We start from the raw sequence: 26,195 nt of genomic DNA on the forward strand, positions 1-26,195 counted from the left end.
GCACAGGAGATGCATGGCCCGCGAACTTGACTGCCCTCGACTCAAGTGCCAATCTTGAGTCTGCACGGCTCAAGTCGGGGTCGACGCCCTGCGATGGTTCCGGAGGACGAGCCTGCCGTCAGTCATGGGGGGTTGCCGGCAGGCTCCTCCACCGGAATCAGCTGCAGACCCCGAGCGCGTGAGCGCAGACATCCAGACCACGAACCAAGGAGCAGCCACCATGGCACGAGCAGTCGGCATCGACCTCGGCACCACCAACTCCGTCGTCGCCTTCCTCGACGCCGGTCAGCCCACCGTCATCGCCAACGCGGAGGGCTTCCGCACGACCCCGTCGGTCGTCGCCTTCGCGAAGGACGGCGAGACGCTCGTCGGCGAGCCGGCCAAGCGCCAGGCCGTCACGAACGTCGACCGCACCATCGCATCCGTCAAGCGCCACATGGGCACCGACTGGACGACGGCGATCGACGACAAGCGCTACACGCCGCAGGAGATCTCGGCGCGCATCCTCGGCAAGCTGAAGCGCGACGCCGAGACCTACCTCGGTGAGCCCGTCACCGACGCCGTCATCACGGTGCCGGCGTACTTCAACGACGCCGAGCGCCAGGCGACGAAGGAGGCCGGCGAGGTCGCGGGCCTCAACGTCCTCCGCATCATCAACGAGCCGACGGCAGCCGCGCTCGCCTACGGCCTCGACAAGGGCAAGGAGGACGAGCTCATCCTCGTCTTCGACCTCGGTGGCGGCACGTTCGACGTCTCGCTGCTCGAGGTGGGCAAGGACGACGACTTCTCGACGATCCAGGTGCGCGCGACCGCCGGCGACAACCGCCTCGGTGGCGACGACTGGGACGAGCGCGTCGTCGAGTGGCTCACGAAGAAGTTCAAGGAGTCGACGGGCGTCGACGTCTCGAACGACAAGATCGCGAGGCAGCGCCTCAAGGAGGCCGCGGAGCAGGCGAAGAAGGAGCTGTCGTCGTCGACGTCGACGAGCATCCAGCTGCCGTACCTCTCGCTCACCGAGAACGGCCCGGCGAACCTCGACGAGACGCTCACGCGCGCGCAGTTCGAGCAGATGACCTCCGACCTCCTCGAGCGCACGAAGAAGCCCTTCGAGGACGTCATCCGCGAGGCGGGCGTCACGGTCGGCGACATCGCGCACGTCGTGCTCGTCGGCGGCTCGACCCGCATGCCGGCCGTCTCGGAGCTCGTCAAGCAGCTCACGGGCGGCAAGGAGCCTAACAAGGGCGTGAACCCCGACGAGGTCGTCGCGGTGGGCGCCGCCCTGCAGGCCGGCGTGCTGCGCGGCGAGCGCAAGGACGTGCTGCTCATCGACGTCACGCCCCTGTCGCTCGGCATCGAGACCAAGGGCGGCATGATGACGAAGCTCATCGAGCGCAACACCGCCATCCCGACGAAGCGCTCGGAGACGTTCACGACGGCCGAGGACAACCAGCCGTCGGTCGCCATCCAGGTCTTCCAGGGCGAGCGCGACTTCACGCGCGACAACAAGGCGCTCGGCACGTTCGAGCTCACGGGCATCGCGCCCGCGCCGCGCGGCATCCCGCAGGTCGAGGTCACCTTCGACATCGACGCCAACGGCATCGTGCACGTGTCCGCGAAGGACAAGGGCACCGGCAAGGAGCAGTCGATGACGATCACCGGCGGCTCGAGCCTGTCGAAGGAGGACATCGAGCGCATGGTGAAGGACGCGGAGGAGAACGCCGCGGCCGACAAGGCGCGCCGCGAGGCCGCCGAGACGCGCAACAACGCCGAGCAGCTCGTCTACTCGGTCGAGAAGCTCCTCGCCGACAACGCCGAGCAGCTGCCGGAGGACGTGAAGACCTCGGTGCAGGCCGACGTCGACGCGCTGAAGACGGCGCTCGCGGGCGACGACGACGACGCGGTGAAGGCCGCGTTCGACACCCTGAACGCGTCGCAGCAGAAGCTCGGCGAGGCGCTCTACCAGCAGCAGGCGCAGGCCCCCACGGGCGACGCCGGCGCAGGCGAGCAGCCGCAGGGCGAGCAGGCCTCGGCGAACGACGACGACGTGGTCGACGCCGAGATCGTCGACGACGAGGACGAGAAGAAGTAGGACGATGACCGACGACACGCAGGACGAGGGCCCCGTCTTCCGCGACAAGCGGCGGATCGACCCCGAGACCGGCGAGGCGCGCCAGAGCCCCGCGGACGCCCAGGCGGCTGCGGAGCGCGCGGCGGCCGGCGAGCCCCAGGGCGCGTCGGAGCAGGGAGCCTCGGATGCGGGTGCCCAGGCGCCCGCATCCGCCCCCGGTCCCGACGACCTGAGCGCCGAGGACCGCGCGCTGCTCGACGGCGAGGCCAAGCGCCTCGCCGAGGAGGCTGCGAGCGTCGAGGCGCGGATCGCGGCGGCCGAGGACGAGGTGCGCAGGCTGCAGGCCGAGTACGTCAACTACCGCAACCGTGTCGAGCGCGAGCGGGCGGCGGACAAGGTCTCGACGACGGCATCCGTGCTGTCGGCGCTGCTGCCCGCGCTCGACGACCTCGACCGCGCCGAGCAGCACGGCGACCTCGAGGGCTCGCCGCTCGCGATCGTCGCGCAGAAGCTGCGCGGCGCGATCGACGGGCTCGGGCTCGAGCCCGTCGGTGCGGTGGGCGAGCCCTTCGACACGGCCGTGCACGAGGCGATCGCGCAGCTGCCGAACCCCGAGGTGACCGAGATGGTGGTCGCCGACGTCGTGCAGCGCGGCTATCGCATGGGGGAGCGCCTCGTGCGCGCCGCCAAGGTCGCCGTGTTCGTGCCCGCGAGCGAGTAGGGGTCGCATGGCGAGCAATGACTGGTTCGACAAGGACTTCTACGCGGTCCTGGGCGTCGCGAAGGACGTCTCGGCGGCCGACCTGAAGAAGCAGTACCGCAAGCTCGCGCGGCAGTTCCACCCCGACTCGAACCCGGGCGACGCGAAGGCGGAGGCGCGCTTCAAGGAGATCTCCGAGGCGTTCTCGGTGCTCTCCGACCCGAAGCAGCGCGAGGAGTACGACGCCGTGCGCGCCATGGCGGGCGGGCGTCCGCGCTTCGCGCCCGGCGCGCAGGGCGGCTTCGAGGACGTCTTCGGCGGCATGTTCGGCCAGGGCGGCGGCCCGCGCGTGCAGTACCAGCAGAGCGACTTCGAGGACATCCTCGGCGGCATGTTCGGCGGCGGCGGCTTCGGCCAGCGCGCCCCGCAGCGCGGCCGCGACGTCACCGCGAACGCGCAGCTCGACTTCCTCTCGGCCGTGCAGGGCGACACGCTCAAGCTCACGGTCGGCGGCAGGTCGATGACGGTGAAGATCCCCGCCGGCGTGCACGACGGCCAGAAGATCCGCCTCGCCGGCAAGGGTCAGCCGTCGATGACGAACGGGCAGCCGGGCGACCTCATCGTCACGGTGCAGGTGCGACCCCATCCCGTCTTCCGCATGGATGGGCGCGACATCCGCGTCGACGTGCCGGTGACGTTCGGCGAGGCTGCGCTCGGCGCGACGATCGAGGTGCCGACGCTCGGCGGCGGCACCGTGCGCCTCAAGGTGGCGCCCGGCACGCCGTCGGGTCGCGTGCTGCGGGTCAAGGGCAAGGGCGTGCCGTCGAAGCAGGGCCCCGGCGACCTGCTCGCGACCGTGCAGGTCGCGGTGCCCTCGCACCTGAGCGCGAAGCAGCGCGAGGCCCTCGAGGCGTTCGTGGCGGCGTCCGGCGACGAGTCGCCGCGCGACGACCTGCTGGCGAAGGCGAGGTGACGGTGGGACGCATCCCGGAGGACCTCGACGAGTCGAGCCCGATCTTCTCGATCGCGGCCGCGGCGGAGCTCGCCGGGATGCATCCGCAGACCCTCCGCCAGTACGACCGCATCGGTCTCGTGCAGCCGCAGCGCACCGCCGGCAACACCCGGCGCTACTCGATGCGCGACGTCGGCCAGCTGCGGCAGGTGCAGCTGCTGTCGCAGGAGGGCGTCTCGCTCGAGGGCATCCGCCGCATCCTCGAGCTCTCGAACGAGGTGCGCGGGCTGCGCGCGCGCGTGCGCGAGCTCGAGGCGACGCTCGCCGACCAGGTCATGGATCGGCGTGGGCGCGTCTTCGCCGCCGGGGCGGAGGGCGTCACGACGCTGCGCTCGGGCGCCCGCCCCGCGAAGCGAAACCAGGTCGTCGTCTGGCGGCCCATGCATCGCGGCTGAGCCCTGGCTGGGGGTCGCTCCCCGGGACCGCTCGGTGAGGTGCGAGCAGAGCGAGCCTCGAGGCGAGCCGCGCTGGTGCGCTCTGCAGCCCCGGTCGCTGCCCGGGACCGCTCGGTGAGGTGCGCGCGGAGCGAGCCTCGAGGCGAGTCGCGCTGGTGCGCTCTGCAGCCTCGGTCGCTCCGGGGGACCGCTCGGTGAGGTGCGAGCGGAGCGAGCCTCGAGGCGAGCCGCGCAGGTGCGCATCTGCAGCCCCGGTCGCTCCGGGGGACCGCTCGGTGAGGTGCGAGCGCAGCGAGCCTCGAAGCGAGCCCGCGCAGGTGCGCTCTGCAGCCCGGTCGCTCCGGGGGACCGCTCGGTGAGGTGCGAGCGCAGCGAGCCTCGAAGCGAGCCGCGCAGGTGCGCATCCGGACCGGCTCCGTCGGTGCATGATGGGGCCGTGAGCGACACCACCGCGACCTCGCCGAGCGAGCCGACCCGCCCGACCACGCCGGCGCTGGACGCCCCGGCCGCCGCGGTGCCGGCCCGGCCCGCGTCGCCCGCGGCGAAGGCCGTGCGGACGCCCACCGAGGCGGCGACGCCGGCCGCGCCGCTCACGCCGGAGCGTCGCGCCCAACGCGGCGCGATCGTCGCCGGCGCCATCGCGCTGCCGCTCGTCACGGCAGGCCTCGCGCTGCTCGCGGTGCCGCTCGCGATCTGGCAGCTCGCGACGATCGTGAAGACGATCGTCGTCGTCATCGCCAACGCCGTCGCGGGCACGAGCGCCGCCTCCGACGCCAACGCGACCCTCGCATCCATCGATCCGGACGCCATGTCGGGCCTCACGATCGCGCTCGCGATCGTCGGTGCCGTGCTCGTCGTGGCCGGAGCGCTCGTGAGCGTGCTCGTGCTGCGAGCGCACGGCGTCCATCGACCCGCGATGGCGACGACGATCGCGATGCCGATGGGCGTCGTCGTCGCGTCGATCGTCGCCGCCACGATCGGCGCGGTCGGCGGCCTGCTGTTCGGCACGAGCGACAGCCTGAGCCAGGTGCTCGGCAACGCCGCCATCGCCATCGCGCTCACGGCGATCGGCTCCGGCGCCGCGACGGTCGCGACCGGCGCCCTCGTGTGGCTGTGGATGGTGCGCATCGTGCGCGAGCGCACCGAGCCCGCCGCGGACTGACCCTCCGCCGATCGCGGCTCGCAACGAGCCGGGCCGCGCATCCACGGGCCGTCGAGCGACGGTCCACGATCGTCCCAGCGAGGCCGAGTAGCGTCGCCGACGTGTCATCGCTCGAGGCCCCGCCGCCGCCAGGCAGCGACACCCCCGTGCCCGCGGACGTCGCCGCGACGCCGCGCCGACGTCGCGCCAAGGCCTCGGCGCCCGACGGGCTCGTGCCGAAGACGGCGCTCGAGCAGCGCGCCGAGCGCCGGGCGCGCGAGCGCGCGGCGCGGACGCTGCCGCCACCGCTCGCGAACCCCATGGCGAACGCGGTGCCGCCCGCGGTCGCCGCGCAGCTCGCCTGGCAGGCGCAGCAGGCGTCCCTCGTCGGCGGAGCGGGTGCGTACGCGCCGCAGGCGGCGCCCGCGACGCACGGGCAGGCGGCGATCCCCGGACCGGTCGCTGCCCTCGCCCAGCCGACGCCGTACGGCGTGGCCGGCCCGAACGGGCCGCGGGCGTCCGCCATGCCGGGCCCGTACGCCATGCCGACGCCCTACGCCATGCCGGGCCTCTCCCCCCAGCCGACGCCCTACGGCATGCCTGGCCCGTACGCCCAACCGACGCCGTACGGCATGCCTGGCCCGTACGCCCAACCGCCGACGCCGTACGGCATGCCCGGCTCCTCCGGGCAGCAGCAGCCGTACGGCCCGCCCTTCGCGCCCCCGCCCATGCCGATGCCGCCGGTGCTGCTCGCCCCGCCGAAGCGCCGGTTCACGCGCCGGCAGACGCGCGCGGCGCTGCTCGGCTCGCTCGTGGGCCAGCTGCTCCTCGCGGCAGCGACGCACCTCCTCGTCACCGCCGCCTTCGTGCTGTTCCTGTGGGGCACGCTGTCGGAGGGCGGCACCGACGGGATGGATGCGCTCGAGGCCGACAGCCTCACCGACGTCGTGGCGTTCTGGGCGGATCCTGCGCGCATCCCGATCACGATCGTCATCCTCCTGCTCATCGCCGGCGTCGTCGGCGGGATCGGCTGCGTCGTCACGGTGCTCTGGCAACGCGCCGCCGGGATCGTCGGCATCAAGCGGTCCATCGCGCTCGCCTACGTCACGACGACCGCGATCGGCGGCTTCGTGGGCATGGCCGTCTGGCCGATCCTGCTCGTCGGCGGGCTGTTCTTCGCGGCCGCCGGCTACGGCACCTTCTCGCTCGGCGCGGCATGGGGCTACCTCTTCACGTGCCTCGCGACGTCCATCGCGCTCACGGGCTCCCTCGGGATGCTGTTCGGCTGGGTGTACCTGCTCGCGTTCCGGCCCAGACCGACGTGGGAGCAGCTCGACGCCGAGCGACGTCAGGCCGAGCTCGACGCCGAGCGGCGCGCCGCCGAGGCGGATGCCGCCGAGCTCTCCCGGGTCGACTGACGTGGCCGCACGCGTGCCGCGCTCGGCGCGCGTCCGCCCCGCACCCATGCCGCCGCACGTGCGGCGTGCGGCGCGCGATGCCGGCGGCTGGGGGCTCACGCTCGCCTCGATGGGCGCGACGATCGTCGTCGCGCTCTCGGCGGTCGCGACGCTGGTCGCGATCGCGAGGTGGCTGCTCGTCGAGCTCGTCGCGGGCTCGGAGGGGGTCGAGGATGCCGTCGACGCGTGGCTGCAGCGCATCGATCCGACCCCGTGGATCATCATGGTCGTCGTCGCGCTACTCGTCGCGGCGGGGCTCGTCGCGCTCGGCGCGACGGCGAGCATCCGCATCCTGCGCCGCGCGGGGGTGCCGCGTGCGCGCGAGATCACCTGGTGGTGCTGCGGCGTCGGCACCCTCGTGCAGGGTGCGCTCACGATCGCATCGAGCGGCGTGACCGCGCTCCTCGGTCTCGTGACGGGCGGCCTCGGCGTCCCGATCGTCGTCGGCGCCTGGCTCGCGACGTCGCTCGCGCTGTCGGCGCTGATCGGCTACCTCGCGGGCCCGCGCCTCTGGGTCGCGCGCGTGCGGCACGAGGCGGAGCGCGCCGCGGCCGGGCGCGGCTGACCACTCAGCGCGCGTGCCGCTCGAGGGCGCGCCGGATCGCGCGCGGCCGCATGGGGCGGCATCCCGCATCCGTCAGGGCGCGGAGGATCGCCGGCTCGCGGCGCGCGAGCAGCAGCCCGCGGCGCACGAGGAAGCCCGGGCTCTTGCGCCGCTCGCGCAGGTCGCGCAGGAGGCGGAACGCCATGGTCGCGCCGCGCGATCGACGCACGGCGATCGCGTCGAGCAGCAGCCCGCGCTCGCGCGCGGGCGTCACGACCTCGCTGGCGAAGATGCCCTCGGCGACGAACGTGCGCGCCGGTCCGAGCTCGAGCGTGCGCCACCCGACGCGGTCGCTCAGCGCGATGTCGTAGTCGGGCACCTTCGTGACGCCGGTGGTGGCGAGCTCCTCGATCGCGGCGAGCGCATCGGGCAGATGCCACGAGCCCGGGTGGTCCCAGTCGACCTCGCCCGAGGCGAGCCGCGGCAGCTCGGGATCACCCGCGACGCGGTAGAAGTCGTCGAGCCGCAGCACCGGCAGACCCGACGCCTCCGCGAGGCGGGACTTGCCGGAGCCCGAGGCGCCGCCCACGAGCAGCATGCGCGCGCGGATGCGGTCGCCGGCGGCCGAGACGGGCTCGGTCGTCGGCTCGGGCATGGGCTCCATGCTCCCACGCGCGGGCTCAGGCCGGCGCCCGTCGGATCGACGCTGCGCGAACGCGCGCTGCTCGCGCCGGGCGCCTAGGGCACGTCGAAGCGACCGACGACGAACCCGGCGTCCTCGGCGCCGCCGACGCCCGGCGCCTCGAGCACGCCCTCCCATCGATACGTGCGGCCGACGGCCTGCACCGTGACGACCCATCCCGTCTGGTCGATGCCGCAGTCGGCGAAGAGGTTGAGGCGCACCTCGTAGGTGCCGGACGGCGCCTCGCCCGTGGGCCACGTGACGTTCTCGTTGCGAATGCCGTCGATGGCGCACGAGGGGTTCGAGTCGAGGTCGAGCTCGCCGCCGGACGACGAGGTCGTCGAGCCGTAGTAGATGGTCTCGCCGTTCGGATCGACGACGTAGAGGTCGACGTCCATCTCCTCGTTCCACGACACGCTCACCTGCACGTCGCCCGTGCCGACCTCGACGATCGTCACGTTCGTCGCGTCCGTGCCGCTCGCGGTGCCATCCGCCGAGGCCGTGGCGACGACGACCGAGAAGTCGGTCGACGGCGGCGCCTGGGAGACCGTGACGACGATCGAGGTCGACGTCGTCGGCGCGCCGAGCGCGATCTCGTACGAGCCCGGCCACGCGGTCGGCACCGTCGAGCCGACCCCCATCGGGCCGACGCCGACGAGGATCGTGTCGAAGGGCTCGTCGGCCTGGACCTCGATCTCGACCGAGCCGCCGTTCACGGCGATCGCCGAGTCGGTCGTCTGCACCGCGCCGCCGCTGCCGCCCCGCACCGCGTCGCCCGACGCGGCCCCGACGGCTGCGCCGCCCTCGGCGGTCGCGGCGGTGAGGTAGTCGTCGAGGGCCGCGTCGGCGGGCGGCTGCGTCGACGGACCCGTCGGCGTCGCACCCGTCGGGGTCGGGCTCGGCGGCTGAGGCGCCGACGGGATGCAGCCGGTCAGGGCGACCGCGGCCGCGGCGAGGGCGGCTGCTGCCGCGAGCGCGCGACGACGGGTGGAGGGCATGCTGCGAGGCTAAGACCCGTCGCTGGACGTGCGCCGCTGCCGCCGCTCGCGCCGACGCGTCAGCGCGCCGTCGCGGGCGCGCCGACGCGCGAGGCGCGTCGCGGCAGGCGCGCAGCGAGGACGGCGTCGAGGCCGAGGCGACCGCTGCCCGCCACGGCGACGGCGGCCGATGCGACGGCGAGCACCGCGGGGTGCTCGAAGCCGCCGTCCTGCGCGAAGAAGCCCGCCGGGCCGTGCACGAGCACCGCGGCCACGCCCAGCACGCCCACGAAGGCGATGCCGACGAGCGGCACGAGGAGTCCGGCGATCATCGCGGCGCCGCCGAGCACCCCGACCGCGATGACCGCGGGCGCCGCGAGCTCTGCGAACGGAACGCCCATGTCGCGGAAGCCCGCGGCCGTGCCGACGATGCCGCCGCCGAGGAGCTTCTGGAGGCCGTGCGCGAGCATGACGCCGCCGAGCACGATGCGGAGCATGGCGAGGGCCGCGTCGGTGGCGAGCGGGGTGCGGTGTGCGGTGGACGACATGACGGCTCCTTCCATCGGGACGACCAGGTCGCCATGCACCCCGGCGGCATGCATCACGCGCCCGTGCACGTGCGGGGCCGCGTCGCATGACGAGCGCGTGTCGGGCCGCGACACGCCGCATCCGCAGCCCGACGCTTGACGTCGCTCGCACCCCGCTCCTACGCTGCACCCAGATTGACAACGATGTCAGTCCCGCACCAGGAGTTCGCATGCTGCACCGTCGCACGCCGTCGTCGCCTCGATCCCGTCGGATCCTCGCACCCGTGGCGGCAGCGCTCGCGGCCCTGCTCGCCGTGCCGATCGTGGGACTCGACGCCGCACCTGCGGAGGCGGCGGACCCGCCCTTCACGACGTCGTTCGAGACCGCCGACGTCGCCGCGCACCCGGTGCCGCCGTCGCTGGCGTACGAGCCGCCGGTCAACGTGCAGGGCGGCACCCTGCCCGCGTCGAGCCTCACCTCGCAGCTCTCGAGCGTCACCGCCTCGGGCGAGAACGCGCCGAACGAGACGGCGGCGCGCCTCTTCGACGGCGACGCGGGCACGAAGTGGCTCGTCTTCACGCCGACCGCATGGGTGCGCATGGACTTCGCGGCGCCCGTGACCGTCGCGACGTACGCGCTTACGACGGCCAACGACGCACCCACGCGCAACCCGCGGGACTGGACGCTGCAGGGCTCGGTCGACGGCTCCACGTGGGTCGACGTCGACCAGCAGGTCGGTCAGCTCGTCGGCGCCGCGCCGTTCACGCAGGTCGTCTTCACGCTCGCCGCACCGGCCACCTACCAGCACTTCCGCCTGCAGATCGCCGCGAACGGCGGCGCCTCGATCGTGCAGCTCGCCGACCTCGACCTGCGTGGCGAGGACACCGGTGCCGTCGCCTCGCCGATGCGCACCACCGTGGGCAGCGGCCCCACGACGGGCTACAACATCGCGTCGGGCCGCGGCTTCGACGGCCGCGCCGCGGTGCAGTACGGCGGGCAGCACCTCGCCGACGGGCCCGCGTCGTCGACGAACGTGCTCGTCGACGACCTTGACGTCGCGCTCGCCGCCGACTCCGAGCTCGCCTACGCCGTCCTCCCCACGCTCTACCCGCAGGACCTGCAGTACCCCTCGACCTACGTGGCGATCGACCTCGTGATCGAGACCGCCGACGGCGAGACGGTGCTGCTGTCGGACGCGCAGCCGCGCGACCAGTACGGATTCCTCGCGACGGCGGCGGGGCAGGGCGAGGCGCGCTCGCTCTACGCCGACCAGTGGAACCGCATCCGCGTCGACCTCGGCGCCTTCGCCGGCGGCACCGTCACGCAGGTGCTGCTCGCCTACGACAACCCCGGCGGCAGCGCGTCGACGCGATTCTCGGGCTGGGTCGACGACCTGTCGATCGCGGCGGCGACGCCGCTCGAGGCGGAGACGGTGCTCGACCACGTCGACACTCGCCGCGGCACGAACTCCTCCGGCGGCTTCTCGCGCGGCAACAACATCCCCGCGACGGCCGTGCCCAACGGGTTCAACTTCCTCGTGCCGATGACGAACGCGACCTCGCAGACGTGGCTGTACGACTGGCAGTCGCGCAACACCGCGAACAACCTCCCTGCGCTCGAGGCGCTCGGCATCAGCCACGAGCCGAGCCCGTGGATGGGCGACCGCGCGCAGCTCGCGATCATGCCGAGCCTCGACGCCGGGCAGCCCTCGGGCACGCCCGCGTCGCGCAGGCTCGAGTTCAGCCACGACGACGAGGTCGCGACGCCGCAGGAGTACGCCGTCGACTTCGTGAACGGGCTCTCCGCGTCGATGACGCCCTCCGACCACGGCGGCGTCATGCGCTTCGAGTTCCCCGAGGGTGCGAGCGTCGGCACCGTCATGGTCGACCGCGTGCAGGGCCAGTCCGGCCTGCAGATCTCCTCGAGCGGCGTCGTGACCGGCTGGGTCGAGGGCGGCAGCGGCCTCTCCGTCGGCGCCTCGCGCATGTTCGTCTACGGCGTCTTCGACGCGGCACCGGTCGCGACCGGCACCGCGTCGCAGCGCACGAGCGCCGCGTGGGCGCGCTTCGCCACCGGAGACGAGCCGCTCGAGCTGCGCTTCGCGACGTCGTTCATCTCGCTCGACCAGGCGCAGCGCAACCTCGACCTCGAGGTGGCAGGCGTCTCGTACGAAGACGTGCGCGCCGCCGCCGAGGCGCTGTGGCTCGAGCGCCTCGAGGTCGTCGACCTCTCGGCCTCGGACGCGACGCCCACCGAGCTCGTCTCGTTCTACTCGGGTCTCTACCGCCTGAACCTCTACCCGAACTCGCAGTCGGAGAACACCGGCACCGCCGAGTCGCCGGTGTGGCAGTACGCGTCGCCGGTGCGCGCCCGCGAGGGATCGGCGACCGCGACGCAGACGAACGCGCAGATCATGGACGGGCAGATCTACGTCAACAACGGCTTCTGGGACACGTACCGCACCGTGTGGCCCCTGTACTCGATGCTGTACCCGGACGTGACGGAGCGGCTCGTCGACGGCTTCGTGCAGCAGTACCGCGACGGCGGCTGGATCGCGCGCTGGTCGTCGCCCGGCTACGCCGACCTCATGACGGGGACGTCCTCCGACGCCTCGTTCGCGGAGGCATACACGTCGGGCGCGATCTCGACCGCGCTCGCCGAGGAGGCGTTCGCCGCCGCGCTGCGCAACGCGACCGTCTCGTCCGGCAGCGACACGACGCTCGAGAACCCGAACGCCGTCGGACGAAAGGGCATCACGACGTCGCAGTTCCTCGGCTACACGGCCTCGACGACGGGGCAGAGCGTGTCCTGGGGGCTCGAGGGGAACATCAACGACGCGGCGCTGGCGGACATGGCGGCGCTGCTCGCCGTCGACCCCGAGGTCGACCCCGAGCGGCAGGCGGCCTACGCCGAGCACGCCGCGTACTTCGAGGCGCGCGCGAGCGACTTCGTGAACATGTTCGACCCGAACGTGGGCTTCTTCCAGGCGCGCGAGCCCGACGGCAGCTGGGAGCTGTCGCCCGAGGAGTACGACCCGACGGACTGGCAGAACCACGCCTACACCGAGGCGCCGGGATGGACGTTCGCCTTCCACGCGCCGTTCGACGTGCCGGCCCTCGCCGCGCTCTACGGCGGCAGCGACGGCCTCGACGCGAAGCTCGACGAGTTCTACGCGACGCCCGAGACGGCGACGTCGAGCGCGATCCACGAGGCCTTCGAGGCGCGCGACGTGCGGATGGGGCAGTTCGGGTTCTCGAACCAGGTCTCGCACCACACCCCGTACATCTCGTCGGCGAACGGCGACCCGACGACGACGCAGGAGGTCGTGCGCGAGGTGCTGTCGCGCCTCTACGTCGGCAGCGAGATCGGCCAGGGCTACGCCGGCGACGAGGACAACGGCGAGACGTCGTCCTGGTACGTCTTCTCGGCGCTCGGCTTCTACCCGCTCGCGCTCGGCTCCGGCGAGTACGTCATCGGCTCGCCGCTGTTCGACCACGCCGTCGTGCACCGCGACGCCGACCGCGGGGGCGACCTCACGATCACGGCGCCCGGCAACGACGACGCCACGATCTACGTCGGCGGCGTGAGCCTCGACGGCCAGGCGCTCGACTCGCCGATGCTCTCGCAGGCAGCGCTCGCCGAGGCGAGCGAGCTGTCGTTCACGATGCAGGCCGAGCCGTCGACGTGGGGCTCGTCGAGCACGTCCGAGCCCGTGCACCAGCCGCTCGTCGACGCGACGAGCCGCTTCGTGAGCACGATCGGCGCCGGCCTCGAGGGTCCGTCCGTCGCATCCCTCGTCGACGACAACTCGACGACCGAGGTGACGTTCCCGACCGAGACCCCGACGCTGCAGGTGCAGCTGCGCGGCGGCTCGGCGACGACGACCATCTACACGATCACGAACGGCGCGACCGGGTCGTCGCCGACGGCGTGGACGCTGTCGGGCTCGAACGACGGCACATCGTGGGAGGTCGTCGACGAGCGCGCGGGCGAGTCGTTCGCCTGGGCGACGCAGACGCGTCCGTTCGTCGTCGACTCGCCCGGCGCGTATGCGCAGTACCGGCTCGAGGTGCAGTCGTCGAGCGACGGTGCGCCGACGCTCTCGGAGCTCGAGCTGCTCGGCGAGGTCGACCCCGGCCCGTTCTCCGTGGCACCCGCAGAGGGCGTGACGGCGTGGGTCGGCGTCGAGGTCGACGCTCCGGTCGCGACCGTGCTCGGCACGCCGGAGGGCGCCGAGCCGACCGCGAGCGTCGACTACCTCGACGGCGCGGGCCCCGTGGAGGCCGAGCTGCGGGCGCTGCCCGTCGGCGGCGGCTACGAGGTGATCGCTCCGCACGCGTTCGACGCGGCCGGCGTGTTCACCGCCTACGTCTCGGTGACGGCCGGCGACCTCGTGGCGACCACTCGCACGCAGGTGACGGTCGCGCGTCCGTCGACGACCGCGGAGGCCATCGCCGCGCTCGCGAACGTCGACTGCTTCGCCGACGCATCCGTCGGCGGCGACTGCGACGGCCAGGGCGCCGCGCTCGACCTCGCCCAGCTGCAGGCCGCGGGCATCGCGTTCGGCTCCCAGCAGTCCGTGCAGCTGCCCGTGGGCGGCACCCCCCGCGCGTTCACGTTCTCGCTCCCGGCCCTGCCGGGCGGCGCGGACGACACGATCGTGCCCGAGGGCCAGGTGCTGCCGGTGCGCGTCGGCGCGGACGCGACCCACGTGTCCATCATCGGCACCGCGAACGAGGGGCAGCAGTCGACGACCCTGACGCTGACCTACGCCGACGGCACGACGCAGCAGCTGCCGGTGACGTTCGGCGACTGGGTGGGCGGCACGACGTCGCCCGTGGCCGGCAACGTGCCGGTCGCCACGGTGCCCGGCCGCCTCGTGGGCCCGGGCTCGAACGACGGCAAGCCGTCGTCGCTGTTCGCCACCGTGCCCGTCGCGCTCGCGACCGGTGCCGACGGCGCACCGCTGCAGCTCGTCTCGATCGGGTTCCCCGACGCCTCGGGCACGCTGCGGGGAGGGCAGGTGCACGTCGCGGCCGTGGCCTTCGACGGCACGATCCCCGAGCCGTCGCTGCAGGTGGCGCCCGTCGCACCCGCGCTCGAGGCGTCGGTCGACGCCGAGCTCGACGTCGACCTCGCGACCTTCGCGGGCGTCGACCCGAGCGCCGACCAGGTCACGGCGGTCGTGAGCTGGGGAGACGGCTCGCCGTCCGACATCGCACGCATCGACCTGTCGGGCGTGGAGCTGGACGCGCCGAGCGAGGTCGCCGCGAGCCTGCAGGCCGAGATCGTCGAGCAGGTCGTGCGCGGCCAGCACGTCTACCTCACCGAGGGCTCGTACACGATCACGGTCACGGTCGACGACGGCACGGCGAGCACGGCGACGACCATCCCGGTCGCCGTCGGCCCCGCCGAGCAGCCGGCGCCGACGATCTCGGTGCCGGCAGGCACGGTCGCACCCGGCGCGATCGTGCCCGTGAGCGGCTCCGGCTTCGTGCCGGGCGAGTCCGTCGAGATCGTCTTCTCCGGCGGCGGCGACGCGATCGTCGTCACGGCGACCGACGGCACCTTCCAGGCCGAGCTCCCCGTGGGCGACGTCGCGGACGGCGCCTACGTCGTCACGGCGACCGGCGCGCAGTCCGGCACGCCCGCGACCGCATCCATCACGGTCGCGACCCCCGCGGTGGCGTCCACGACCACGCTGCAGGCGGCGTCGTCGAGCGTGGAGATCGGCGACCCGATCGAGCTCACGGCCTCGGTGTCGGTCGGCGGGGTCGCCGCGACCTCCGGGTCGGTGACGTTCTCGGAGGGCGGCGTCGCGGTCGGCACCGCGCCCGTCGAGGCGGGCACGGCGTCGCTGAGCCTGCCGACGCCCGCGCTCGGCGATCGAGCGTTCGTCGCGACCTTCTCGGGCGGCGACGGCGTCGACGGCAGCGTCTCGGCATCCGTCACGGTGTCGGTCGTGCCGGAGGCGGGCGCCGAGGTCATCACCTACGCCGGAGCGTCGCGGTACGAGACGAGCGTGCTCGCCTCGCGCGACCTCTTCGAGCCCGGCTCGCCGGCGTACCTCACGGCCGGCGGCACCTTCCCGGATGCGCTGGCGGCCGGTCCCGCGGCGGCGCACGACGGCGCGAGCCTCCTGCTCACGCCCGGCGACGCCATCCTCGACGTCACGCTCGTCGAGCTCGACCGGCTCCAGCCGCCGAGCATCACGATCGTCGGCGGCACGGCGACGATCACGGCGCAGGTCGAGCGGCAGCTCGAGCAGCGCTACCCGGACGCCGACGTGCGGCGCATCTCGGGCAGCGATCGCTACGAGACCGCGGCGCGCATCGCGACCGAGGTGTTCGGCTCGGCCGAGACGGCGTTCATCGCGAGCGGCGAGGTCTTCCCCGACGCGCTCTCGGCCAGCGGCGTCGCCGCGGCGATCGGCGACGCGCCGGTGCTGCTGTCGGGCCGAGAGGCGCTGCCGGATGCGTCGGCGGAGGCGCTGCACGACCTGGGGGTCGAGCAGGCGTGGGTCATCGGTGGTCGCGCGAGCCTCGCGTACGCCGTCGTCGTCGACGCGCGCATGGAGACGGGAGGCGCCGAGCGCATCGGCGGCGCCGACCGCTACGAGACGAACGCGCTGCTCGTCGAGCGCTTCGTCGAGCTCGAGCAGCCGCAGGGGCTCGTCATCGCGACGGGCGCCGGCTTCCCCGACGCGCTGTCCGCGAGCGCGGTCGTGGGCGCGACGGGAGATCCGCTGCTGCTGGCGGTCGGCTCCTGCACGACGGCACCCGTCGCCGCGCTCGTCACCGCTGCCGCGCCGGACGTCGTGCGCAACCTGGGCGGGTCGGCCGTGCTGTCGCCCACCGCGTGGAGCACCACCTGCGGGTAGCGGTCGCCGGATCGGCTCGGGCGCACGACGCGTCCGAGCCGATCCGTGCGAGCGCGCCGCGCGCCGTGCGACCCTAGGGCGACGAGGGATGCGACGCGGCGACCCGGGGGAGCGCACGATCCGAGGAGGTGCCGCGATGACGACCGACGACGCGGGCGAGCGCACCGACGTGCGCGCCTGGGGCGACGGTCGACGGCTGACCCTCGCGGACGTCGCGGCCGCGGCGGGCGTCAGCATCAAGACGGCGTCGCGAGCCCTCGGCGGCGAGCCGAACGTCGCCGACGCGACGCGCGGCCGCGTGCGGGCGGCCGCGGCGACGCTCGGCTTCACGATGAACTCGGCCGCGAGCCAGCTGCGCCGCGGCACGGCGGTGCGGACCGTGGGCCTCGTGGTCGGCGACCTCGCGAACCCCTTCTACATGGGGCTCGCGACGGGCGTCGAGCACGCGCTGCGCGAGCACGGCCTGCAGCTGACGATGGCGTCGTCCGACGAGGATGCCGCTGCCGAGCGTGCGATCGTCGAGGACCTCGTGCATCGCCGCGCCGACGGCATCCTCCTCGTGTCCACGCTCGACGACCACGCGGAGCTGCGCTCCGTCGGCGACCGCGGCGTGCCGCTCGTGCTCGTCGATCGCGCCCCGTCCGGCCTCGACGCCGACGCCGTCGTCATCGACAACGTCGCGGGCACGACCGCCGCGATCGCCGGGTTCGTCGCGCGCGGCCATCGGCGCATCGCCTTCGTGGGGGATCTCGAGCGCCTGCCGCCGCAGCGCGAGCGCCACGCCGCCTACGCCGCCGCGCTCGCGGCATCCGGGCTGCCGATCGACGCGGCGCTCGTCGTGCGCGGCGCCCACTCGGCGGCGACGGCCGAGGCGGCCGTGCGCGACCTGCTCGCGCTCGACGAGCCGCCCACGGCGGTGTTCACGGCCAACAACCGCGTCACGATCGGGGCGATCGCCGCCTTCCGCGACGTCGCGCATCCGCCCGCGCTCGTCGGATTCGACCACTTCGAGCTCGCGGACGCCCTCGGCATCTCGACGGTCGGCGCCGACACGGCCGACCTCGGTCGCGAGGCGGTCGACGCCCTGCTCCGCCGTCGCGAGGGCGAGCACGCGCCCGCGACGCGCGCGGTGCCCGCGACCCTCGTGCCGCGCGGCTCCGGCGAGCGCCCGCCGCGCTGACGCTCAGCCCGCCGAACTGCCGAGCGCGCCGGGCGGACGGGGCAGGGATCCCGAGGGGAGTCCGAGGGACCATTCGGCGACGTCGGCGACGAACGCGCGATGCGTCGCGGGGGAGGGGAGCTCGGTGACGTTGACGTAGGAGCCCGAGCCGTCGACCGCGATCCAGATGCGTGCGGCCGCGACCTCGGGATCGGACTCCGGGATGTCGCCGGCTGCCATGCCCTCGGCGAGCAGGCCGAGCAGGCGATCGCGATCGAGCGCGTCCTGCTCGCGCAGCGCGGCCTCGAGCGCCGGCGTGAACCGCGACAGGTGGCGGGCGTTGAGCCAGAGGCGCGCGAGCGGCTCGGATGCGCCGCTCTCGACATGCGCGACGAAGTGGCGCAGGCCGTCGATGCCGTGCAGCTCGCGCGGGAAGAAGCGTTCGCGCTCCATGACCGCCGCGCGCTCGAATCCCTGCACGACGACGTCCTCGACGGCGGGGAAGTAGTGGGTGATGAGCCCCGGCCGCACGCCGAGGCGCTCGGCGAGGGCGCGCAGCGTGATGCGCTCGAGACCGCGCTCGAGCGCGATGGCGGCGGCGGTCTCGAGGATCTCGGCGCGCCGCTCGTCGGGCTGCTTGCGGATCCGTCGCGGGGTCGTGCTTGACGCCATGACATCCATGCTATTGACTCTGTGGCCAACAGCCATTGGCCAGGTGACCAACAACGGCGTCGGTCTCGGAGGAGCACGCATGACGACCCAGCTCGAATCGTCGGGAGCGCAGCACGACGCTCGTGTGGACGACGGCACCCACCCCGAGACGCGCGGCATCGACCTCGTGTCCGACGCCGAGCGCCACGGCCGCGCCCGCGACCTCGTGCTCGTGTGGGCCGCGCCCGGCGTCAGCATCCTGAACCTCACGATCGGCGTCACGCTCGTGCTGCTCGGCCTGGAGCCGTGGCAGGCCGTCGGGCTGGTGCTGCTCGCCTCGCTGCTGTGGATCCTGCCGGGCATCGTCGCCGCGAGCGGTCCCGCCGCAGGCACGTCCGGCTCCGTCATCACGCGAGCGATGTACGGCATCGCGGGCAACCGGTTGTTCGTGACGGTCGTGGGATGGCTCATCGGCGCCGTGTTCCTCTCGCTCAGCTGGCTGGCGTCGTCGTTCATGGGCGCCGACGTGCTGCGCCGCGTCGGCCTCGACGACCCCGTGTGGACGCCGATCGGCGTCACCCTCGTCGTCTCCGCCGTCACGGTCGTGGTCGCGATCTTCGGCCACGGCCTCATCCTGCGGATCTACCCCGTGCTCGCCGCCGTGCTGCTCGCGATCTTCCTCGCCGTCGGCGTCAGCATCATGCCCGCCGTCGACTGGGCCTACGCCAACCCAGAGCCGCTCGAGGGCGTCGCCCTGCTGTCCGCGGCGTCGATCGGCTTCACGATCCTCGCCTCGACGCCGCTGTCGTTCATCAACAGCCCCGACATCGCCCGCTACCTGCCACGCTCGACGAGCCCCGTGCGCATCGCCCTCGCCACGGCCGTCGGCGGGGCGGCGCCGACCGTCGTCTTCACGGTCGTCGGCGTGCTGCTCGGCACCGCGCTCACGCCCGACGCGCTCGCAGGCGGCATCGACGCCGCCATCTTCGACCTGCTGCCCTCGTGGCTCGCGCCCGTGCTCGTGCTCGGCGTCGTCGTGAACACGATCGCCCTCAACGCCATGACCACCTACACGTCGAGCATGGCGCTGCAGGCGATCGGGCTGCGGCTGCAGCGCATCCCCGCGGCCATCATCGTCGGCGTCGTCGGCACGGCGCTGACCATCGCCCTGGTCCTCACCTCGAACCTGCTCGCCGCCGTGAACCTCATGCTGCAGTTCCTCGTCGTCGTGTCGGCGCCCGCCATGGCGATCTTCGCCGCCGACGTCCTGCTGCGTCGCGCGCGCTACGACGGGGCCCAGCTGTTCGACGACCGCCCGGGCGGACGCTTCTGGTACCACCGCGGCTGGAGCGTGCCCGGCATGACGGCGCTCGGCGTCGGCGGGATCGCGTCGGCCGTGTGCCTCGCCACCGACGTCTGGGTCGGCCCCGTCGCGCTCGCCCTCGGAGTCGTCGACCTCTCGGTGCCCGTCGGCATGCTCGTCGCCGGCGCGCTCTACGCCCTGCTGCTGCGCAGCCCGATCGCGAAGGACGGTCGCCCGTGACCACGCTCTACCGCAACGCCCGCATCCTCACCGCCGCGCCCGATCCCGACGAGGCGTGGGCCCATGCCCTCGTCGTCGATGGCGAGACGCTCGCCTTCGTCGGTGCGGAGGCGGATGCGCCCGCCGCCGACGAGACGGTCGACCTCGGCGGCCGCCTCGTGCTGCCCGGCTTCACGGATGCGCACGTGCACCTGCTCATGACGGGGGAGGCGCTCGGCCAGGTCGGCCTCACGGACGCCCGGAGCCTCGAGGAGATCCAGGCGCGGCTGCGCGCCGCTCGCGAGGCGGCACCGGACGCGCCCCGCATCTGGGGCCGCGGGTGGCTGTTCGACGCCGTGCCGGGCGGGCGGCCGACGGCGGCGATGCTCGACGCCGCCGTCGCGGACGTGCCCGTGTACCTCGACGCCAACGACTACCACTCGACGTGGGTGAACGGCGCCGCGCTGCGCGAGCTCGGCATCGACGCGGGCACGCCCGACCCGATCGGCGGCGAGATCGTGCGCGACGCCGACGGTGCGGAGACAGGCCTCCTGCTCGAGACCGCCGCCATCGTGCACGTGCGTGCGCTGCGCGACCGCGTCGTCGACGACGCGGAGCGCGACGCGGCGATCGAGCGCGTGCTCGAGGCGTTCGCCGCCGCCGGCATCACGGGGGCCGTCGACATGGGGCTCGACGAGCTCGCGCTCGCGGCGCTGCAGCGCGCGATGGATCGGCGCGGCGGCACGCTGCCGCTGCGCGTCGCCGCGCACTGGCTCGTCGCCTGCACCGGCGACGCCGACGAGCACCTCGCGCAGGTGCGACGTGCGGCCGAGCTCGCCGCCACGATCGACTCGCCGTGGCTGCGCGTCGTCGGCATCAAGCTCATCCTCGACGGCGTCATCGACGCGTGCACGGCCGCGCTGCACCTGCCCTACGCGGATGGGACGGTCGGCGAGCTCATCTGGCCGGTCGACCATCTGCAGCCGGTCGTGGCCGCGGCGGATGCCGCCAGCCTGCAGATCGCCATGCACGCGATCGGCGACCGCGCGAGCGACGTTGCCCTCGATGCGATCGAGGCCGCGATCGCCGCGAACGGCCAGCGCCCGCGCCGCCACCGCATCGAGCACCTCGAGTACGCCGCACCTGGCACGGCCGAGCGCATGGCGCGGCTCGGGGTCACGGCATCCATGCAGCCCGTGCACGCCGATCCGGCGATCTTCGACAACTGGGCGGCGATGCTCGGCGACGCGCGCGTCGACCGCGGCTTCGCGTGGGCGGAGTACGAGGACGCCGGCGCGCTGCTCGCATTCTCGACCGACACCCCCACGGCGCCGCACGAGGCGCTCGCCAGCATGTACGTCGCGTCGACGCGCGCCTCGGCGCTCGACCCGTCGGTCGACGCGAAGCAGCCGGCGCTCGCGATCCCGCTCGCCCACGCGATCGGGCATGCCACGCGCGACGCCGCCGCGTCGGTCGGCGACGGCGCATGGCGCGGCCGCCTCGCGGCAGGGTTCGCCGCCGACCTCGTGATCGTCGACCGCGACCCGTTCGTCGACGGCGAGCGCGCGCTGCTCGACGCGCGGATCGAGCGGACGATCGTGGCCGGGCGCACCGTGTTCGCGCGCTGAGCCGAGCGCTCGCTCAGTCGGCGAGGAAGCGCGTCAGCAGCTCGGTGACGATCGCAGGCTCCTGCGAGTGCACCCAGTGGCCGGCGCCCTTGACCGTCGCGCGACGCACGCGCGGGAACAGCGCCTCCATGGCGGCGCGGTGCTCGTCGCGCACGTAGCGCGAGTCGCCGCCGGCGATCCACAGCACGGGGCCGTCGAAGGAGCCCTCGGTCGCCGGCCAGTCGCGGATGACGCCGAGGTCGCGGCGCAGCACCTCGAGGTTCGACATCCATGCCCAGCCAGCGTCGTCGCGCCGCAGGCTCTGCAGCAGGAAGGCGCGCACGCCGGGATCGGGCACGGCGTCGGCGAGCGCCGCGTCGGCATCCGCCCGCGACGTCAGCGAGGCGAGGTCGATGGCGAGCATGGCGTCGATGAAGCCCGCGAACTCGTCGGAGGCGCGGTACGCGACGGGCGCGACGTCGACGACGCAGAGCCGCGAGACGAGCCCCGGATGGCGCAGCGCGACGAGCATCGCGACCTTCCCGCCCATCGAGTGCCCGACGAGGGCGGTCGGCTCCTCGAGCAGCCCGGCGATGGCGTCGGCCATCTCGGCATAGTCGATCCGCTCGGTCCACCCCGAGCGCCCGTGGTTCGGCATGTCGACGAGCGTCACGCGGTGGTCGTGGCCGAGCGCCTTGCCGATCTGCGTCCAGTTGCGCCCCTGCCCGAACAGCCCGTGGCAGAGGACGACGGGCGAGCCGTGGTCGCCGAGCCGGGTCACGTGCAGGTCGCTCACGCATCCATCCTGCCGGTCGCGAACCCGTAGCGTGGCGGCATGACGACGCCCGCGTTCGAGGCGGAGCCCATCCGCACGGCACGCCTGCTGCTCGAGCCGTTGCGCGTCGCGCACGCGGACGAGGCTGCGGTCGCCTTCGACGACGTCGCGCTGCACGCGTTCACCGGGGGTGCGCCGGCGACCGCCGACGAGCTGCGCTCGCGGTACGCGCGACAGGTCGCGGGCCGCTCGCCCGACGGCTCGCAGCTCTGGTGCAGCTGGATGGTGCGCGACGCGAGCCGCGTGCTCGTCGGCACGGTGCAGGCGACCGTCGCAGGCGACGGCTCGACGGCAGAGGTCGCGTGGGTCGTCGCCACAGACCATCAGGGGCGCGGGATCGCGACGGAGGCGGCGGTCGCGCTCGCCGCGTGGCTGCGCGCCCGCGGGGTGCACGAGCTCGTCGCGCATGTGCATCCCGAGCACGCCGCCTCCGTCGCGGTCGCTCGTGCGATCGGGCTCGCGCCCACGACGACGATCGTCGACGGCGAGGTGCGCTGGGTCGGGCGCTGAGCGGGCGGGCTTGCCGCAGCGTCGCTCACGCATCCATGCTGCGGATCGCGAGACGTGCACGTCAGCGGAGCGACGGGCCCGCATGCGGGATGCCGTGCCGCTCCCCAGCGGGTTGCGCTCGTCGCGAGCCGTGGAATGCGCGCGTGAGCGGGCACTCGTGACGCTGAGCGTCGCCGGTGCCTGCTGGCGCGCACATTCCACCGCGTGCGGCAGTGGGGCACGCCGTGGCGCACTCGGACCGGGCGCACGCATCCCCTGGCGCACGGATGCGCCCGGGAGTAGACTTGAGCGCAGCACACTCAAGTTTCGATCCGGGCGCCGACGGGCGCCGCGGATGCATGATCTGAAGGAGACCGCATGGCACGCATGGGCGGGATGCAACCCGGCCAGCAGGACGAGCGCTCCGCGCTCGAGCAGTTCGGCACCGACCTCACCGCGATCGCGCGGGCCGGTCGACTCGACCCCGTCATCGGGCGCGACGCCGAGATCCGCCGCATCAGCCAGGTGCTGTCGCGGCGCACCAAGAACAACCCCGTGCTCATCGGCGAGCCCGGCGTCGGCAAGACCGCCGTCGTCGAGGGCCTCGCGCAGCGCATCGTCGCCGGCGACGTGCCCGAGAGCCTCAAGGGCAAGGCGATCGTGACGCTCGACGTCAACGCGATGGTCGCAGGCAGCAAGTTCCGCGGCGACTTCGAGGAGCGCATGAAGAACGTGCTCGCCGAGATCCAGAAGGCCGACGGGCGCATCATCACGTTCATCGACGAGCTGCACATGATCATGGGCGCCGGCGCCGCCGAAGGCAGCCAGGGGGCGTCGAACATGCTGAAGCCCATGCTCGCCCGCGGCGAGCTGCGCCTCATCGGCGCGACCACGCTCGACGAGTACCGCGAGTTCATCGAGAAGGACGCCGCCATGGAGCGGCGCTTCCAGCAGGTCTACGTCGGCGAGCCGTCCGTCGAGGACACCGTCGCCATCCTCCGCGGTCTCAAGGAGCGCTACGAGGCGCACCACAAGGTCACGATCGCCGACTCGGCGCTCGTCGCCGCCGCCGCGCTGTCCAACCGCTACATCACCGCTCGCCAGCTGCCCGACAAGGCCATCGACCTCATCGACGAGGCCGCTTCGCGCCTGCGCATGGAGATCGACTCCGCGCCCGTCGAGATCGACGAGCTGCGCCGCACCGTCGACCGGCTGCAGCTCGAGCGGCTCGCGCTGCGACGCGAGCGCGACGACGCATCCAAGGCGCGCCTCGCGGCGCTCGAGCAGACGCTGCAGGAGAAGCAGACGCAGCTCGGCGACCTCGACCGCCGCTGGCAGGCAGAGCGCACGTCCCTCAACCGCATCGGATCGCTGCGCGAGCGCCTCGACGAGCTGCGCATCCAGGCCGAGCGCGCCCAGCGCGAAGGCGACCTCGAGCGCGCCTCGCGCGTGCTCTACGGCGACATCCCCAAGGTCGAGGCCGAGCTGAAGGAGGCCGAGGCCGGCGAGTCGGGCGAGGGTCGCATGGTCTCCGACCAGGTGACCGCCGACGACATCGCCGGCGTCGTCGCGGCGTGGACCGGCATCCCCGTCGGCCGCCTCATGCAGGGCGAGACGGAGCGGCTCCTGCGGCTCGAGGACGAGCTGGCCTCCCGCGTCGTCGGGCAGCGCGAGGCGGTCGGCGCCGTGTCGGATGCCGTGCGCCGCTCGCGTGCAGGCGTGTCCGACCCGAACAAGCCCACGGGATCCTTCCTCTTCCTCGGCCCCACGGGCGTCGGCAAGACCGAGCTCGCGAAGGCGCTCGCCGAGCTGCTGTTCGACGACGAGAAGGCGCTCGTGCGCATCGACATGTCGGAGTACGGCGAGAAGCACTCGGTCGCGCGACTCGTCGGCGCCCCTCCCGGGTACGTCGGCTACGAGCAGGGCGGCCAGCTGACCGAGGCCGTGCGGCGGCGTCCGTACTCGGTCGTGCTGCTCGACGAGGTCGAGAAGGCGCATCCCGAGGTCTTCGACCTGCTGCTGCAGGTGCTCGACGACGGCCGGCTCACGGACGGGCAGGGGCGCACGGTCGACTTCCGCAACGTCATCCTCGTGCTCACGTCGAACCTCGGCTCGCAGTACCTCATCGACCCGACGATCGACGCGCGCACGGCGCACGAGCAGGTCATGGGCGCGGTGCGGCAGGCGTTCAAGCCGGAGTTCGTGAACCGGCTCGACGACATCGTGATCTTCGACGCGCTGTCGGGCGACGAGCTCGGACGCATCGTCGACATCCAGATCGGCGGTCTCGACCGGCGGCTGCAGGAGCGGAGGCTCACGGTGCACGTGTCGGATGCGGCGCGTCGGTGGCTGGGGGAGCGTGGCTACGACCCGCTCTACGGCGCGAGGCCGCTGCGGCGCCTCATGCAGCGCGAGATCGACGACCGCCTCGCGCGGGCGCTGCTCGCGGGCGAGGTGCGCGACGGCGACACGGTGCACGTCGACGTCGCGCCCGGCGGTGACGGCCTGTGGCTCGGACCGGAGGGTGCGACGCCGCCGGCCGCATCCGGCCCTTCCGCGCCGCAGTGGTCGTTCGACCCCGACGCGGACCCGGAGGAGTGACGCGGCCCGATTGGTCACCTCTGGCGCTCGATTGGGAAGCAGTGGTCGACGACACGCCGCTGGGTGAACCACTGCTGCCCAATCGAGCGGTGGCGGATGCGCGAGGATGGGGAGCATGAGCGACGTGGACATGCCCCCGCACGGCAGCGACGAGCTGCGCGCGATCGTCGAGCGCGACGAGGCGGAGCTCGTCTTCGAGCGCTTCGACCTCTCGGATGCGTGGCGGCTCGGCACGATGATTCGGGAGGCGGCGGTCGACCGCGGCCTGCCGCTCGTCATCGGCATCGTCGCGAACGGACAGCGGCTCTTCCACGCCGCGCTGCCCGGCACGACGCCCGAGAACGATCGCTGGCTCGAGCGGAAGACGAACGTCGTGCTGCACTTCCACCGCTCGTCGCTCGGGGTCGGCGAGCGGTTCCGCGCGCGCGGACAGGACTTCGCGGAGGCGCGGCTCGACCCGGCGACGCATGCGGCGCACGGCGGCGTGCTGCCGATCACGGTGCGCGGCGCGGGGGTCGTCGGCGCGGTCGGCGTCTCCGGCCTCCCCCAGCTCGAGGACCACGCGTTCGTCGCGTCGATCGTGCGCACGTACCTCGCGGCGCCGCGCGGCTGACACGCGGCCGCGTCGCTGCGTCGCCCGCCTCCTTCCTCGCGGGACCCACGGGGAGTGGTCACTCGGTGCTGCCTCGCACGGCGTGTCGACGACAACGAGTGACCAATCAGCGGCTTCTCGTGACCACTCAGCGGACGGAATCGACCACTCGGCGGACGGGTGCTCGCGCGTCCGCCGACGGCGGATGCGCGCCGCGCACCGCGACCCGCTAGACTGGGAGGACCTGCGAGCGGATCCCGCTCGCCTGCGTCGTGGACGCGCCCCAGCCTCGATCCGGTTCGAACCGGCGAGCAGCAGGCGATCGGACTGCGGCGAACGGATGCGACGACCGTCG

At 73.5% G+C, this 26,195-nt stretch carries 19 protein-coding genes; 14 read left to right on the forward strand and 5 right to left on the reverse strand.

The genetic code is table 11. The features are described from left to right. Positions 1 to 220: 220 nt before the first annotated feature. The 7 genes from dnaK (at position 221) to C1N71_RS01365 (ending at position 7,338) form a co-directional block, all read left to right on the forward strand. On the forward strand, positions 221 to 2,089 hold the full coding sequence (gene dnaK, locus C1N71_RS01335; protein ID WP_137754765.1) for a molecular chaperone DnaK: 1,869 nt from the start codon (positions 221 to 223) through the stop codon (positions 2,087 to 2,089). A gap of 4 nt (positions 2,090 to 2,093) precedes the next feature. Next, the gene (locus tag C1N71_RS01340; protein WP_137754766.1) at positions 2,094 to 2,789 is read left to right on the forward strand and encodes a nucleotide exchange factor GrpE; all 696 of its coding nucleotides are present in this window, start codon (positions 2,094 to 2,096) and stop codon (positions 2,787 to 2,789) included. Positions 2,790 to 2,796: 7 nt separating this feature from the next. Further along, positions 2,797 to 3,741, forward strand: a complete 945-nt coding sequence (locus C1N71_RS01345) for a DnaJ C-terminal domain-containing protein (RefSeq protein ID WP_137754767.1) — start codon at positions 2,797 to 2,799, stop codon at positions 3,739 to 3,741. A gap of 77 nt (positions 3,742 to 3,818) precedes the next feature. Then, entirely contained in the window at positions 3,819 to 4,175 is a 357-nt protein-coding gene (locus C1N71_RS01350; RefSeq protein ID WP_137757137.1) for a heat shock protein transcriptional repressor HspR, read from the forward strand. 436 nt (positions 4,176 to 4,611) lie between these two features. Continuing rightward, positions 4,612 to 5,337: a hypothetical protein gene (locus C1N71_RS14840; RefSeq protein ID WP_175414044.1), complete on the forward strand. Its 726-nt coding sequence runs from the start codon at positions 4,612 to 4,614 to the stop codon at positions 5,335 to 5,337. A gap of 101 nt (positions 5,338 to 5,438) precedes the next feature. Next, positions 5,439 to 6,734 carry a hypothetical protein gene (locus C1N71_RS01360; RefSeq protein ID WP_137754768.1) on the forward strand — a complete coding sequence of 432 codons (1,296 nt, stop codon included), beginning with the start codon at positions 5,439 to 5,441 and terminating at the stop codon, positions 6,732 to 6,734. Between the two features lies 1 nt (position 6,735). Beyond that, positions 6,736 to 7,338, forward strand: coding sequence for a hypothetical protein (locus C1N71_RS01365; protein WP_137754769.1), 603 nt, complete (start codon positions 6,736 to 6,738; stop codon positions 7,336 to 7,338). A 4-nt stretch (positions 7,339 to 7,342) separates the two neighbouring features. Here the strand turns inward: C1N71_RS01365 and C1N71_RS01370 are convergent, their stop codons facing one another. From C1N71_RS01370 to C1N71_RS01380, 3 genes are all read right to left on the reverse strand, one after another. Next, positions 7,343 to 7,972 carry an ATP-binding protein gene (locus C1N71_RS01370; protein ID WP_217496020.1) on the reverse strand — a complete coding sequence of 210 codons (630 nt, stop codon included), beginning with the start codon at positions 7,970 to 7,972 and terminating at the stop codon, positions 7,343 to 7,345. An 83-nt stretch (positions 7,973 to 8,055) separates the two neighbouring features. Next, positions 8,056 to 8,997 (reverse strand): YfaP family protein, encoded by a 942-nt coding sequence (locus C1N71_RS01375; RefSeq protein ID WP_137754770.1) that lies wholly within the window; start codon positions 8,995 to 8,997, stop codon positions 8,056 to 8,058. A gap of 59 nt (positions 8,998 to 9,056) precedes the next feature. Next, positions 9,057 to 9,524, reverse strand: coding sequence for a DoxX family protein (locus C1N71_RS01380; protein ID WP_137754771.1), 468 nt, complete (start codon positions 9,522 to 9,524; stop codon positions 9,057 to 9,059). Between the two features lie 263 nt (positions 9,525 to 9,787). Here C1N71_RS01380 and C1N71_RS01385 point away from each other — a divergent pair, with 263 nt between their 5' ends. Further along, a complete protein-coding gene (locus C1N71_RS01385) occupies positions 9,788 to 16,384 on the forward strand; it encodes a GH92 family glycosyl hydrolase (protein WP_175414045.1) in 6,597 nt (2,198 codons plus the stop codon). Between the two features lie 136 nt (positions 16,385 to 16,520). Beyond that, positions 16,521 to 17,564: a LacI family DNA-binding transcriptional regulator gene (locus C1N71_RS01390; protein WP_137754773.1), complete on the forward strand. Its 1,044-nt coding sequence runs from the start codon at positions 16,521 to 16,523 to the stop codon at positions 17,562 to 17,564. A 3-nt stretch (positions 17,565 to 17,567) separates the two neighbouring features. Here C1N71_RS01390 and C1N71_RS01395 read toward each other — a convergent pair whose 3' ends face one another. Beyond that, complete coding sequence (locus C1N71_RS01395; protein ID WP_137754774.1) at positions 17,568 to 18,215, reverse strand: TetR/AcrR family transcriptional regulator; 648 nt, start codon at positions 18,213 to 18,215, stop codon at positions 17,568 to 17,570. Between the two features lie 79 nt (positions 18,216 to 18,294). Here C1N71_RS01395 and C1N71_RS15115 point away from each other — a divergent pair, with 79 nt between their 5' ends. Both C1N71_RS15115 and C1N71_RS15120 read left to right on the forward strand, forming a co-directional pair. Further along, positions 18,295 to 19,737, forward strand: a complete 1,443-nt coding sequence (locus tag C1N71_RS15115; RefSeq protein WP_217496021.1) for a purine-cytosine permease family protein — start codon at positions 18,295 to 18,297, stop codon at positions 19,735 to 19,737. Then, a complete protein-coding gene (locus tag C1N71_RS15120) occupies positions 19,734 to 21,344 on the forward strand; it encodes an amidohydrolase (RefSeq protein ID WP_217496022.1) in 1,611 nt (536 codons plus the stop codon). Before C1N71_RS15115 ends, C1N71_RS15120 begins: the two co-directional genes overlap by 4 nt. Before the next feature lie 13 nt (positions 21,345 to 21,357). On the opposite strand, the gene C1N71_RS01405 is transcribed toward C1N71_RS15120, so the two are convergent. Then, positions 21,358 to 22,119, reverse strand: a complete 762-nt coding sequence (locus C1N71_RS01405) for an alpha/beta fold hydrolase (RefSeq protein ID WP_175414046.1) — start codon at positions 22,117 to 22,119, stop codon at positions 21,358 to 21,360. Between the two features lie 39 nt (positions 22,120 to 22,158). On the opposite strand from C1N71_RS01405, the gene C1N71_RS01410 reads away from it, so the two are divergent. The 3 genes from C1N71_RS01410 to C1N71_RS01420 all read left to right on the forward strand — a co-directional run bounded on the left by C1N71_RS01410 (position 22,159) and on the right by C1N71_RS01420 (position 25,861). Continuing rightward, positions 22,159 to 22,668 (forward strand): GNAT family N-acetyltransferase, encoded by a 510-nt coding sequence (locus C1N71_RS01410; RefSeq protein WP_137754776.1) that lies wholly within the window; start codon positions 22,159 to 22,161, stop codon positions 22,666 to 22,668. A gap of 357 nt (positions 22,669 to 23,025) precedes the next feature. After that, positions 23,026 to 25,248, forward strand: coding sequence for an ATP-dependent Clp protease ATP-binding subunit (locus C1N71_RS01415; RefSeq protein WP_175414047.1), 2,223 nt, complete (start codon positions 23,026 to 23,028; stop codon positions 25,246 to 25,248). A 115-nt stretch (positions 25,249 to 25,363) separates the two neighbouring features. Continuing rightward, on the forward strand, positions 25,364 to 25,861 hold the full coding sequence (locus C1N71_RS01420) for a heme-degrading domain-containing protein (protein WP_254678054.1): 498 nt from the start codon (positions 25,364 to 25,366) through the stop codon (positions 25,859 to 25,861). Positions 25,862 to 26,195: the final 334 nt, after the last annotated feature.

The sequence above is a fragment of the Agrococcus sp. SGAir0287 genome (assembly GCF_005484985.1).
Taxonomy (GTDB): Bacteria; Actinomycetota; Actinomycetes; order Actinomycetales; family Microbacteriaceae; genus Agrococcus.

What these genes read in the sequence shown, in the direction of transcription:
- C1N71_RS01390 (WP_137754773.1), top strand. Translation starts at nt 16,521, where the DNA reads ATGACGACCGACGACGCGGGCGAGCGCACCGACGTGCGCGCCTGGGGC.
- C1N71_RS01415 (WP_175414047.1), top strand. Translation starts at nt 23,026, where the DNA reads ATGGCACGCATGGGCGGGATGCAACCCGGCCAGCAGGACGAGCGCTCC.
- C1N71_RS01340 (WP_137754766.1), top strand. Translation starts at nt 2,094, where the DNA reads ATGACCGACGACACGCAGGACGAGGGCCCCGTCTTCCGCGACAAGCGG.
- C1N71_RS01410 (WP_137754776.1), top strand. Translation starts at nt 22,159, where the DNA reads ATGACGACGCCCGCGTTCGAGGCGGAGCCCATCCGCACGGCACGCCTG.
- C1N71_RS01375 (WP_137754770.1), bottom strand. Translation starts at nt 8,997, where the DNA reads ATGCCCTCCACCCGTCGTCGCGCGCTCGCGGCAGCAGCCGCCCTCGCC.
- C1N71_RS01420 (WP_254678054.1), top strand. Translation starts at nt 25,364, where the DNA reads ATGAGCGACGTGGACATGCCCCCGCACGGCAGCGACGAGCTGCGCGCG.
- C1N71_RS01395 (WP_137754774.1), bottom strand. Translation starts at nt 18,215, where the DNA reads ATGGCGTCAAGCACGACCCCGCGACGGATCCGCAAGCAGCCCGACGAG.
- C1N71_RS01370 (WP_217496020.1), bottom strand. Translation starts at nt 7,972, where the DNA reads ATGCCCGAGCCGACGACCGAGCCCGTCTCGGCCGCCGGCGACCGCATC.
- C1N71_RS01345 (WP_137754767.1), top strand. Translation starts at nt 2,797, where the DNA reads ATGGCGAGCAATGACTGGTTCGACAAGGACTTCTACGCGGTCCTGGGC.
- C1N71_RS01350 (WP_137757137.1), top strand. Translation starts at nt 3,819, where the DNA reads ATGCATCCGCAGACCCTCCGCCAGTACGACCGCATCGGTCTCGTGCAG.
- C1N71_RS01380 (WP_137754771.1), bottom strand. Translation starts at nt 9,524, where the DNA reads ATGTCGTCCACCGCACACCGCACCCCGCTCGCCACCGACGCGGCCCTC.
- C1N71_RS15115 (WP_217496021.1), top strand. Translation starts at nt 18,295, where the DNA reads ATGACGACCCAGCTCGAATCGTCGGGAGCGCAGCACGACGCTCGTGTG.
- dnaK (WP_137754765.1), top strand. Translation starts at nt 221, where the DNA reads ATGGCACGAGCAGTCGGCATCGACCTCGGCACCACCAACTCCGTCGTC.